This is a genomic window from Filibacter tadaridae (genome assembly GCF_900609045.1).
In the GTDB taxonomy this organism is placed as follows: domain Bacteria; phylum Bacillota; class Bacilli; order Bacillales_A; family Planococcaceae; genus Sporosarcina; species Sporosarcina tadaridae.
On sequence record NZ_UXAV01000042.1, the window covers coordinates 196941 to 209277 of the forward strand.

The following is a 12337-nucleotide window of genomic DNA, read 5'->3' on the forward strand; positions in this document are numbered from 1 at the left end:
TGTACAGCCTTGATCCAGTCAAAAATGCCCGACTTCGTTATGCGTAAGAATGCAATCCCGCAATAATCAAGTTAACTGCAATTAGGTTAAACATGATAATGATGAATCCGATTACTGCAAGCCATGCTGATTTTTCACCTTCCCAACCGCGTGATAAACGAAGGTGAAGGAAAGCAGCATAGAATAGCCATGTAATAAGTGCCCAGACTTCCTTCGGATCCCATCCCCAGAATCTGGACCAAGCCTCATGTGCCCAAATCATTGCAAAAATGAGTGCACCGAGCGTAAAGACCGGGAAACCGATAAGAACAGAACGATAACCAATTTCATCCATCAATTGCGAATTCGCCTTTTTAGCAAATGGCTGGAGCACCATTGCTAGTGGACGTCGGAAAATAAGGCGAAGCAATACATAGAGCACAATGCCTGTCCCGATAGACCAAACAAACGTTGTCAATGTCTTCGCATTGACAATTGGTGGCATTTCTGCGATTGGTTCCATTGCCCCTTCAGTAAGCGCCTTGTATTCATGCATTCCAAAAAGTGGTGGGTAGTTGTATTCAATCTTTGCAGGCGCTTCATTTTTATCGATATATGTGAATTTAGCTTCATAACCTGCAATGCTAAATGCCGTAGAAGAAACTACGAAACCTATTACTAGGACAAGTGTAAACATAACTGCTTCCAGCCAGAAACGCTGCTTCGATTTCTTCGTCAAATCAACATTTTTCAAGAGGTAGATAAGTCCAGCTACAGCACTGATTGCAAGTATGGATTCACCTAGTGCAGCAGTAATTACGTGAACCGTCAGCCAATAACTTTTCAACGCTGGAATAAGCGGTGTAATCTCTTTCGGAAACATGCTTGCATAACCAATAATAATAATTGCAATCGGCAAAGCAAACAAACCAAGCGATGGTGTTCGGTATAAGAAAAATAATAAAATAAACGATCCAACTAGCATCATACCAAATGCAGTTGTGAATTCGAACATATTACTAACAGGCGCGTGGCCGGATGCAATCCAACGCGTGATAAAATAACCGATATGACAGAGAAAACCGATTATCGTAATAGTAATCGCGACTTTCCCCCATTTATTGTTCTTATCAGTCGTTTCAGCCTTTCCACCTTTAATTGCGCCGCCAAAAAAAAGGGTTGCAATTAGATAGGCGATAAATGAAACGAATAGTAAATTCGAACTTATTGATGCAAGTGCCATTATTGTTGATCCCCTTCCAGGTTTTCACTCGTGGATTCTTTATCTAACCTGTCTTCATAAGCAGGCAAATGTGCTATATCTTGCACTTGATTCAATTCTTTTTTCAGAGAGAACCAGTTTTTATTTGTATGGGCTGCGATAAGTAATGTATTATCTTTTCCTTTTTGAATCCATATTCTTCTATGATTCCAATAAGACCCCATAGCAACACCGATCATGAAAATAATTCCTCCAAATAGAAGAATATATAATGTTCTATCCTTACGTATTGTAAGACCGGAAATATCACGGGTATCTGCCTTAATAAAATTAACTTTGTAGGCATTCTCTTCGGTTTCTAGTGTTTGACGAATTGCGACAAAACTTCTTTCCCCGTCTGGTTTTTCAGGTGTCACCATTTCAAAGATAAATGCGGGGTTATTCGGAATTGGTGATTTCGAAACCGGTTCGCCATTTTCAACACCGTCATAATCCGGATAATAATCCAGCAATTTCACTTTCGTACCTTCAGCTAGTTCGTACGTATCCTCAGGATCTACTAAGTCAACAGTGAACTCCCCGAGAGATTTCCCGGTTTCTTTTTGTGTCAGTTGGAATGTCATTGCTTTAAGCTCGTCTAATCGGAAATCCATTTGAAAAATACTGTATCCATCGAATGTAAGTGGCTTATTGACAATGATTGAGTATTCCTTTTCCAACTTCCGATGTTCCGATTGTCCCGGTAAACCGCCTTCTTTATTTTTATACAAAGCGACATCCGTTTGATAATTTTTTGCAATCGAACCGACCCGGTCAAGTGCCTCGCCGTAAATCTCCTTTGCTTCATCTTTTGTGTAATTCTCTAAAATAAATCCTTTGCTTTCCAGAAAATAACCGGGAGCACCAGGAATTGAGCGTGTTTCGCCTTCCCGAATCCACATCGTTTCATCGACATAGAAGCCCGGTATACCTCGAAGTAAAATACCGAAAAGGAAAATAATGAGGCCTGCGTGATTTATATAAGGTCCCCACCGAGAAAAACGATTTTTTTCTGCGAGAAGAGCACCTTCTTCTGTTTTTACGTTGTATCGAAGACTTTTCAACTTTTCTTCTGCTTTCCCTAATGCTTCATCAGGGTCGTCAGATGATCCTTCACCAAAAATACGTTGTACTTTCATAAAAGAAGCATGACGTTTCGTCCGTTGCTTTTTCAACGACTTGTAAAGCGGAAAAACTCTATCGACACTTGCAATAATAATAGAAGTTCCAAGCATACCGACTAGTGTGATGAACCACCAGCTGTTATACATATCATAAAAACCTAATTTATAATAAATAGTACCAAAAACTCCGTACAGTCTTTCGTAGTAAGCAGCTATGTCCGCATCAGTGGATACTGGCACGTATAACTTTTGGGGGAATAACGTCCCGATTGCCGATGTAACCAAGACAGCCACGATAATGCTAATCCCTATTTTAACACTGGAGAAGAAGTTCCAAATCCTATCGATTATTGATCGTTTATAGGTTTGGGATCTTCTAGCTGATCCTTCATAACGCATATCGACCGTTTCACTTTGTTTAGCCTCTGTTGTTTGTGGTCGTCCACATCGTTCACAAAGCACTGTGCCAAATGGATTTTCATGACCACACTGACAGTTGATTTTGCTCATTTAGATGTACTCCTTAATCGGGTTGAATGCTTTCCATATGGGATTTAATCTCATCTTCCGACATTTCCCGTGTTATGATTTGTTCGATTCTTCCTTCTTTATTAATAAGGAAGGTCGTAGGAAGCGGGATAATATTATAAACTTCTTTTACACTTTCGGTTTTATCGATTGCGATTGGGAAAGTCAACTTATAATTATCTCTGAATGCTTCTACCTTCAAATCGGATCCTTTAATATTCACTGCTAAGATATGGACGCCCTTCTTTTCGAAAGCCTTGTATTGGCTTTCCATAAATGGCATCTCTCTTTTACATGGTCCACACCATGTTCCCCAGAAGTTAAGAAATACACCCTCTCCCTTATAATCGGAAAGGCGATGTTTGTTACCATCTAAATCAGTCAGTTCAAAATCTGGAGCCATGTCACCAACAGCTAACACATCCACTTTATCTTTGAACGCGATTGTGTATACGACTGCTGAAACAAGAAGTAAGAGGACAACCGTCCGTATCACAAGACGTTTTTTCTTTTTACTTTTACTTGCCACCCTGTCTGCCTCCTTACAATAAATAAGTTCTACCGCTCATTATTATAACAAAAAAATTTCCCGATAAGCTTCGCATAATTGTATGGATTGTGAACAATATCGATAGAATCAGCCAATTTTCCCTGTTTCCGCTAATACCCGTAGCTGTTTAACCTCATGTGTTGTCAATTCCCGGGCTTCTCCTGCATTTAGACCATGCGTTGTAAGCATCGCAAATGATTCTCGTCTCAGTTTTTGAACAGGGCTACCTATCGCTTCGAACATCCGGCGTACTTGACGGTTTTTCCCCTCATGAATTGTAATTTCGATTAGGGAAGTTCCCGCTTTTTTATCAACCGTCCGCATCTTGACTTTAGCCGGCGCAGTCATCCCGTCCTCAAGAACAACGCCCGATTCAAGTTTTCGTAGTGCTTCCCGTTCTGGCATCCCTTTGACTTTTGCGATGTACTTTTTCTTAATACCGTATTTCGGATGTGTCATCAGATAAGAGAAGTCTCCGTCATTTGTCAGTATAATGACACCCGAAGTATCATAATCCAATCTTCCGACAGGGAATATTCGTTGGGAGACTTGTGGAATTAAATCCAGTACAGTCTTTCTGCCTTTTTCATCATGAACTGTAGAAATAACACCTCTTGGTTTATATAGCAGATAGTAGACGAAGCTCTCTTTTACAAGTTCTACGCCTTCTACTTCCACTCTATCTGAATTAGATACTTTTGTACCGAGTTCTGTTACGACAATACCATTCACTTTTACTTTTCCATCCACAATGAGTGTTTCGGATTTTCTCCGTGATGCTACTCCTGCTTGTGCTAATACTTTCTGTAATCTTTCCATTGTTTCACCCCGTAGTTCAGTCTGTAAAAAATTATGTCATACTTTGTCGCAAATGAAAAGAAGACTGACCTAAATAGCGTCAGTCTTCTTGATTTAGTCACATTTCAACTTACCACGTGGATTATATGTTGAAAATACTTCGTTATTCTGATTGTAATCAATCAGTCACCTTTGAATTAGAACTTCCGTAGTAAGCAGTGCTTCATTGTCAAATGACACGGTCCATAATCCCTTGCTTGACTTCCCCTTATCTCTTGGGATGCGTATGAGATTTGAAAGCTTATCCTTTTCGTCTTTTTTCAAGAGGAGTCGAATAGGATTTTCTAATTCTGCTTCAATGCCAGGCAAGATATCATACGTTCCCTTTTTAGCAATCGTAACAAGGTTGTATGCGGAAAATGTTTTCTGCGCCAAATGCGTGTGTGTTTTCCAATCGTCTGAATCATTTAACGTAACAACAATAATATTTTTCCCATCTTTTTCAAAGTATGTTGCAAGCGTCCTTCTGGCTACTTTAGTAAAGCCTGTTTTCCCGGCAATTGCTCCCGAATCAGATCCAATTAGCCGATGCTTATTTTGCCAGCTGTATACTTCATCACCTTCTCGGTATACATAATTTTTTGATGTAGCAATTTTTCGAAACCTTTCATTTTTCATCGCATAGTACAGCATAAGTGCAGTATCACGTGCGGTGGACAGATGCTGATCGTCATGTAAACCTGACGGATTCGTAAATTCAGTATCATTCAGTCCATATAGAAGTGCGTTGTCATTCATCATATCAACAAAGCCTTCCATTGATCCTCCGGCATGTTCAGCAAGGGCATGCGCTGCGTCATTGCCCGAACGAAGCATCAATCCGTAAAGAAGAGCCTCTGAATCGATAGTCATGCCTTGTTTCAAATAGATTGAAGAACCTTCCGCAGAAGCTGCACGAGATGATATCAAAACTTCACGATTAGGCACTCCACTTTCAAGAACCGTAAATGCTGTCCAAATTTTAGTTAAGCTTGCAATTGGAAGCCTAACATTTTCATTTTGCCCATCTAAAAACCGACCGGTATCTGCGTCAATCACAGCCCAAGCTTGACCAGCAGCGGCATTTTTTGCTCCAACGCTAAAAAGAAGTGTAAAAAAAAGGACAACGATCAATGCCCGTTTCAACGGTTAGTTCCTCCCCCATCATCTTCTATCGCAAACGCTTCCTGAAATTTCGTCATGAACAAATCCGTTTCTCCAACAACATTCTCTTCTTGTAGTAGCAATGGCGGAAGCCCTTGAATGGATTCAAGTCCGAAACGGTCGAGAAACAATTCAGTCGTACCATATAGAATTGCCCGCCCACTTCCTTCCGATCGTCCTTTTTCCATTATCAATCCTTTTGCAACAAGTGTATTAATCGGCCCCTCCGATTTAACTCCGCGCAGGTCATCAATTTCAACCCGAGTCACAGGTTGTCGGTATGCGATGATTGCCAATACTTCGAGTGAGGCCTGAGACATGGATTTTGGTGCTGGACTTTCCAGCAACCGTTTCATATCTTCTGCAAATTCGGATTTTGTCACAAGTACGTATGCACCACCAAGTACCTTTACTGTTATCCCACAATCCTGACGTTGTTCATAGTTTGCTAGCAAACGATTAAGTGCCGCACTTACTATACTTTCTTCACGTTCTGTTAAAACCATTAATTGCTGCATTGATAGCCCTTCATCTCCTACAATGAATAAAAAGCTTTCAATCATCCCTATTAAACGATCTTCCGTTTCCATTTCATTAATCCTCCCGTCTGAACGAAACAGTTAATCGGTCAAAATTACCAGCTTGCTCTACAATAACGTCTCTTCTTTTCATCAATTCAAGAAGTGATACAAATGTAACGACTAATCCGCCGGTATCACCCATATCGAAAAGTGAATAAAAGTCACATCGTCCGCCCCCCCGTTGCAATGTAGCCATGATTTCATCCATTTTTTCCCCGACAGATAGTTCTGTTTTTGATATACTTGCAGTACGTGGAACTTTTAAGCGGTTTCGATCGAGCATTTTTTGAAATGCGCCGATCAAATCAAAAACATTCATATGTTCTTCTTTATCAGATACAATTACTTCACCGAATACTGAGAGATCACCTGGATATTTTGTAAAATGCTCAGAGCGTTCTGCTGCGGATTCTTTAAGGCTTGTAGCTGCCTCTTTATATTTCCTATATTCAATAATACGTGCAACAAGTTCATCACGCGGATCTTCTTCCATATCAAATCCTTGCTCATCACTGAAATCTTCACCTTCATGGACTGGGAGCAACATTTTGCTCTTAATCTCTATCAAAGTCGCCGCGAGTACGAGATATTCGCTCAATTCGTCTAGTTGTAGCACACGCATTGCGTGAAGGTGTTCTATGTACTGCTGTGTTAGTTCAGCCATAGGAATATCGTATATATCAATTTCAAGTCTGTTAATTAAATGTAATAATAAATCCAAGGGACCTTCAAACACTTCAAGTTTCACTTTATACGACAAATTTAAACACCTACCTATTATTTCTACTCATGAAAGGAATGTTTGCATGCATCCATTACATCAACCACTCTTTGTAAAGTTTATTGTTTATTTTAATGACAATCAAGACTATTTTGAATGCCACGAAGTTCTAGAAGAGTATTGGAAGTCCCTTCCTGACGGCGATAAAACACATCCTTTGACTGCCTATATTCTACTTTCAACGGGGATGTATCATTGGCGGCGAGGAAATATCCCTGGGGCACTCCGTACGCTTCGAAATGCAGAAAAGAAGTTTCATTCAATCTCAAACCTGCATTCCGCTTTTACGGAAGAAATTGATTTTAAACGTTTACTAAACAATGTGCAAGCTACTATAGTAAGCATTTCGTCTGAGGGGCCATTTAGTTCATTTTTAATTGCTGTGACCTCACAGCAACTTAGACAACTCGTTGAAATTATGGAAGATTCTTTGCCACTCCTTCCTGAAGGCAGCGATGCTATCATTCATAAACATATGCTAAGAGATAGGGAAGATATTCTACGTCTACGCGAAGAAAAAAAGAAGGGCAGACAGTGTTAATCTGCGCCTTCCTCTTTCATTGTACATTTTTTTATGAATGCGTTGGTTGTTTCTGTCGTAAGGCAGTTTTTGTCTGGAAAGAGGGCTTGTACTTTTGCAACCATCTCTTTCCCGACGCCCTCTCCTCGAAAAGAAGGATTGACGGAAATATGTTGTAGTGTATATTCGTCTTCTCCCATTTCTAAACCGATTAAACCGATAAGATCTTCTTCTTTTTTCCATAAATACAGTAGCCAGTTTTCATCCGTTTCGTAAGTAGCGATTAGTTCTTGTAATTTCTTTACACTTTTATCACCGGGCATATACGATAGTAAACCCATAGCAATTTTCTCATAAGTCTTCTTATAGCGTAAAAGCATTGGTTAGATCCCTTCTTTTCTGAAAATCCTACGGTAATGATACCGTAAGTAATAACAGGGCCTTCCTCTTTGCGGTCCTTTAGCGTGGGTCGATGACCGGCATGATGAAATACCAGTATACAGCTCCCCATATTACTGCGGCAACAAGGATGAGCAAGAAAAGGATCAAATTGCGTTTTTTCATATCTTCTCGCCCCATTTCACTTTTTGCAAAGGGATGTCGAGTCGAATGACGTCTTCATACGTTTCTCTGCGCACGACAAGCTGCTTCTCTCCGTTTTCGCAAAAGACAATTGCAGGTTTTGGCAATCGATTATAATTACTTGCCATTGAGTAGCCATAGGCACCCGTACAAGTAATAGCTAGTATATCACCATACGTTGTTTTGGCGATATAGGCTTCTTCGATAAGCTTATCACCAGATTCGCAGCATTTCCCTGCAATCGTCACTCTATTGGATTGTGGCTCATTCATACGATTGGCAGTGACAGCCGTATATTTCGCCCCGTACAGTGCCGGGCGGATATTATCGGACATTCCACCATCAACCGCAATATATGTACGGACGCCAGGAACTTCTTTCGTACTTCCTACAGTATACAAAGTGGTTCCTGCATCCCCAATAAGTGATCTACCTGGTTCAATCCAGATTTCGGGAACCGGATAATTATAGTTACGAGTCATTGATAAAACGATTGTTGCCATTTCCTTAACATAAGCCGACGGTTCCAAAGGTTTGTCCTCATCAGTATAACGTATTCCGAAACCGCCTCCTAAATTTAAGACGGGACAGACAAAATTATGCATTTCATGCCAAGAAATCATTTTTGACATGAGTGCTTCTGCTGCCAAACGGAAAGCATCTGATTCAAAAATTTGGGAACCAATATGGCAATGCATGCCCAAAAGCCCAATATAAGGATGATTAAACAGTTGAAGAAATGCTTCATCAGCCTGTCCATTTTTCAGGTCAAATCCAAACTTCGAGTCCTCTTGACCTGTCGTAATATAATCATGAGTGGATGCTTTGACGCCAGGTGTTACACGAATAAGTACATTCATCTTTTCCTTGCGCATCTCTGCAATCTCTTTCACCATTTCAATTTCCGAAAAATTATCGATCACAAGACAGCCGATTTTTTCATCGAAAGCATGTTGCAACTCTGTGTAGCTTTTATTATTGCCGTGGAAATGAATCCGTTCACGAGGAAAACCAGCCGCAACAGCAGTAAAAAGTTCACCACCAGAGACGACATCCAGAGATAAGTCCTCCTGTTGTGCTATTTCATAAATGGCGATAGATGAAAATGCTTTACTTGCATAGGCAACTTGCGATTGAATCCCCATACTTTTAAACGTCTCTTTAAAGGCCTTTGCACGTTCGCGGAATAACGCGATATCATAGACGATAAGCGGTGTACCACACGTATGTGCAAGATCGACTGTATCGACGCCGGCAATTGCCAGATGACCTCTTTCATTAATCGATTGTGTTCCGTAAAGATGCATATAGCCTACTCCTCCCGAATTATATAACTAAAACTTTATCATAGTCGGGAGTCAAGTGGCAATGATCTAAGAGACACGGTCACGTTCCGGTGAATCAGTTATATAAGGTCGAGGCGCATCCGCAGTCATTGGAAACCTGATAAGCACGCGTGCCATTGCTTTTGGAAAGAATGGAACAGCCGGCCACATATAAGGAACATCCATTGGTTTGAGCGAACATAAATAGTAAAACAGAACTAGCAATGCGAGGAAAAAGCCTGCCGCGCCAAACAATGCGGTCGACAATAATATTAAAATCCTAAAGACTTTTGTTGTGACACTTAACTCAAAGGATGGAATAGCAAATGTCAAAATCGCACTTACAGCTACATATAAAACAACTTCTCCCGAAAATAATCCCACATCAATTGCTACTTGACCGATGACTATAGCCGCAACCAACCCCATCGCTGTCGACAACGGCGTAGGGGTATGTATAGCAGCCATTCGCAACACTTCGATACCACCGTCCGCTATCAAAAGTTGCACAAGTAACGGAATATGACCGACCTCGTTCGGCCCGATATAACTAATGGCGCTCGGTAAGTACTCTAGCCTTGTAGATAACAAATACCAAAATGGCAGTAACAACAAACTCATCGCCGTTCCAAACAAGCGTACGAATCTAACAGCAGTACCAATTAGTGGAGCTTGCCTATACTCTTCTGCATGTTGAAGATGATGGAACAAAGTAGTCGGCACAAGTATAACTGAAGGTGATGTATCAACGATTATGGCAATATGACCTTCCAATAAATGAGCAGCACAAATATCTGGACGCTCTGTAAACCTAGTAAACGGCATCGGATGAAAACCTTGTTTAAAAAGAAATTCCTCAATTGATTTATCTGTCATGGTTAGCCCATCCGTACGAATATCATCAAGTCTTTCCCGTATATATTTTAAATGTTTCGGACTAGCCGCTCCTTGCATAAAAGCAATAACAATGTCCGTTTTACCTTCTGCGCTTGTCTCATGCATTTCAAATCTCAATTTCTCCGTCCGAATTCTTCTTCTTATCAAGGCCGTATTTGTAAGAATATTTTCCGTGAACCCATCTCTTGATCCACGAATTACTTTTTCGTTATCTGGTTCTTCTGGTTGTCTACCGGGGTACGAACGAACATCAATCGTAAATGCATAACCTTCTGGCGTTATAAACGCCGCTACCCCGCTTAATATAGACTTCAGTAATACTTCCTTATCTTCAACTGGCTCTACAGCATGGTACGGGAAATAGGAGAGGAACCTATCGGCCCCGTCCCCCTCATTTTCCGGTGGTTCATTTCTCCACTGCATTTCTGTCAATAATGTTGTAATTACATCCCCGTCAACAAGCCCATTCATATACAAAAACAAAGTGGGCATATCCCATAAATGCAGTAATCTGGCAACAGAGTCGAATGACTCTTCTTTGCCAAATAAGGCATAGAACCATTCTTCTCCTTCTTCCCTAGATTGGAATAACCTTTTCATTGTTTTAATCCGTCCTCACTTTTACCAAACTTTCTTCAGCATTCGCACCCATCCATGTTTTTAGCTGAGCAAGAATTTTCTTCTCGAGTCGTGATACTTGTACTTGTGAAATACCTATCCGTTCGGCGATGTCACTTTGTGTACAATCTAAATAATAACGCATGTAAATAATGGTTTGATCACGCTTATTCAATTTCGAAACAACATCCCTAAGCGGGATATGATCGAATACCCGTTCAGATCTATCATCACGGAGTTGGTCCATCAATGTTAGGCTATCCCCTTCACTTTCATACAGCTTTTCATGAAGTGAAGCTGGGTCTCGTAATGCATCTGATGCAAGAATTATTTCATCCACTGTCACTTCTAAAACAGCCGCAACTTCGGAAATAGATGGTGATTTACCATGCTTTTTAATATAGTCGTCCGTTGCATGACGGATTTTGAAACTGAGTTCCCGAATGGATCTACTCACTTTAACCATTCCGTCATCTCTTAAAAATCGTTGGATTTCACCAACAATCATCGGCACCGCATAGGTGGAAAATTTCACCTCGTACGATAGATCGAATTTATCGATTGATTTCATAAGGCCGATACAGCCGATTTGGAACAAGTCCTCGGTGTCTGCACCACGAGATGCAAAACGTTGGACGATGGACCACACAAGTCGTGTATTACCTTCAACCATCATCCTTCTTGCTTCTTTATCGCCTTCTTGTGAAACTTTTATGAGTTCCCTCATCGTCTCCTGGGACAACAAAGCGTGTTTATTATCAACAGATGTGTCCATAGGTCACCTCATTCTGCTAGTTTCCGTGACCGGAGAAAACGTTTTTTCAAACTTAACAACCGTTCCTCTTCCTATGACGGATTCGACAGAAAGTCTGTCGGAAAAGCTTTCCATTATTGTGAACCCCATACCTGACCGTTCCATGAACGGGCGTGTTGTGAACATTGGTTCCATCGCTTGTTCAATGTCAAAAATACCTGCGCCTTCATCGGATATCGTCATTGACACTTTGTTATCATCAATTACTGCATGTAATGTCACTTGACTTTTTCCATCACATTCATAACCATGAATGATTGCATTTGTCACTGCTTCTGACACAATTGTTTTAAATTCTGAAATTTCCTCAATTGTCGGATCAAGCGGTGTGATGAAACAAGTCATCGCCATTCTTGCTAGTGCCTCATTTTCTTCAATCGCGACGAATGATAACGTCATTTCATTTTTCATGTAAGACCCCTCCGATTTCCCCGATCGCCTGATCGACCGTACAACGTCTGATATTCGACCCCAGACCGGAAAAATTGAATATTTTTTCCATTGTTGAGGACGGATTCAAAATGAGTGTCTCCCCGTCCACTGGTACTAGATCACGCATTCTGCCTAAAATGAGGCCAATGCCTGCACTGTCCATGAAACCGAGTCCTTCCAGATTCCAAATTACAGATCGTACTTGTCCTGAAAAAATGGATGAAGAAATATGGGTACGGATTCGATTCGCCTCATGATTGTCCAGTTCCCCTCGCAGTGTCGCAATTAAAATCCCATTGTCAATAATTTCAATATCAGCCATGCTGAACCCCTCCTTCATGCTG

General features: G+C 40.8%; 14 protein-coding genes. 1 reads left to right on the top strand and 13 read right to left on the bottom strand.

What is annotated here, in order from left to right:
- Positions 1-37: 37 nt before the first annotated feature.
- The 7 genes from ccsB to FILTAD_RS10365 all read right to left on the bottom strand — a co-directional run bounded on the left by ccsB (position 38) and on the right by FILTAD_RS10365 (position 6784).
- Positions 38-1222, bottom strand: coding sequence for a c-type cytochrome biogenesis protein CcsB (gene ccsB / locus FILTAD_RS10335; RefSeq protein ID WP_124070695.1), 1185 nt, complete (start codon positions 1220-1222; stop codon positions 38-40).
- Entirely contained in the window at positions 1222-2874 is a 1653-nt protein-coding gene (gene resB / locus FILTAD_RS10340; RefSeq protein WP_124070696.1) for a cytochrome c biogenesis protein ResB, read from the bottom strand. Before resB ends, ccsB begins: the two co-directional genes overlap by 1 nt.
- 13 nt (positions 2875-2887) lie before the next feature.
- Positions 2888-3421, bottom strand: a complete 534-nt coding sequence (resA, locus tag FILTAD_RS10345; RefSeq protein WP_124070697.1) for a thiol-disulfide oxidoreductase ResA — start codon at positions 3419-3421, stop codon at positions 2888-2890.
- 108 nt (positions 3422-3529) lie between these two features.
- A complete protein-coding gene (locus FILTAD_RS10350) occupies positions 3530-4261 on the bottom strand; it encodes a pseudouridine synthase (RefSeq protein ID WP_124070698.1) in 732 nt (243 codons plus the stop codon).
- Between the two features lie 165 nt (positions 4262-4426).
- The gene (locus tag FILTAD_RS10355) at positions 4427-5425 is read right to left on the bottom strand and encodes a D-alanyl-D-alanine carboxypeptidase family protein (protein WP_124070699.1); all 999 of its coding nucleotides are present in this window, start codon (positions 5423-5425) and stop codon (positions 4427-4429) included.
- Complete coding sequence (gene scpB / locus FILTAD_RS10360; RefSeq protein ID WP_124070700.1) at positions 5422-6033, bottom strand: SMC-Scp complex subunit ScpB; 612 nt, start codon at positions 6031-6033, stop codon at positions 5422-5424. The genes FILTAD_RS10355 and scpB overlap by 4 nt, the downstream gene beginning before the upstream one ends.
- A 4-nt stretch (positions 6034-6037) precedes the next feature.
- Positions 6038-6784: a segregation/condensation protein A gene (locus FILTAD_RS10365; RefSeq protein WP_124070701.1), complete on the bottom strand. Its 747-nt coding sequence runs from the start codon at positions 6782-6784 to the stop codon at positions 6038-6040.
- A gap of 46 nt (positions 6785-6830) precedes the next feature.
- On the opposite strand from FILTAD_RS10365, the gene FILTAD_RS10370 reads away from it, so the two are divergent.
- A complete protein-coding gene (locus tag FILTAD_RS10370; protein ID WP_124070702.1) occupies positions 6831-7346 on the top strand; it encodes a DUF309 domain-containing protein in 516 nt (171 codons plus the stop codon).
- Here the strand turns inward: FILTAD_RS10370 and FILTAD_RS10375 are convergent.
- The 6 genes from FILTAD_RS10375 to FILTAD_RS10400 all read right to left on the bottom strand — a co-directional run bounded on the left by FILTAD_RS10375 (position 7343) and on the right by FILTAD_RS10400 (position 12315).
- Entirely contained in the window at positions 7343-7705 is a 363-nt protein-coding gene (locus FILTAD_RS10375) for a GNAT family N-acetyltransferase (RefSeq protein WP_124070703.1), read from the bottom strand. The two genes, FILTAD_RS10370 and FILTAD_RS10375, sit on opposite strands and share 4 nt — an antisense overlap.
- 180 nt (positions 7706-7885) lie before the next feature.
- Positions 7886-9214 carry a diaminopimelate decarboxylase gene (gene lysA / locus FILTAD_RS10380; protein WP_124070704.1) on the bottom strand — a complete coding sequence of 443 codons (1329 nt, stop codon included), beginning with the start codon at positions 9212-9214 and terminating at the stop codon, positions 7886-7888.
- Positions 9215-9280: 66 nt separating this feature from the next.
- Positions 9281-10729: a spore germination protein gene (locus tag FILTAD_RS10385; protein WP_124070705.1), complete on the bottom strand. Its 1449-nt coding sequence runs from the start codon at positions 10727-10729 to the stop codon at positions 9281-9283.
- A 4-nt stretch (positions 10730-10733) separates the two neighbouring features.
- Positions 10734-11522: a SigF/SigG family RNA polymerase sporulation sigma factor gene (locus FILTAD_RS10390; RefSeq protein WP_124070706.1), complete on the bottom strand. Its 789-nt coding sequence runs from the start codon at positions 11520-11522 to the stop codon at positions 10734-10736.
- A 3-nt stretch (positions 11523-11525) separates the two neighbouring features.
- The gene (gene spoIIAB / locus FILTAD_RS10395; RefSeq protein ID WP_124070707.1) at positions 11526-11972 is read right to left on the bottom strand and encodes an anti-sigma F factor; all 447 of its coding nucleotides are present in this window, start codon (positions 11970-11972) and stop codon (positions 11526-11528) included.
- Complete coding sequence (locus tag FILTAD_RS10400) at positions 11962-12315, bottom strand: anti-sigma factor antagonist (protein ID WP_124070708.1); 354 nt, start codon at positions 12313-12315, stop codon at positions 11962-11964. The genes spoIIAB and FILTAD_RS10400 overlap by 11 nt, the downstream gene beginning before the upstream one ends.
- Between the last annotated feature and the right edge of the window lie 22 nt (positions 12316-12337).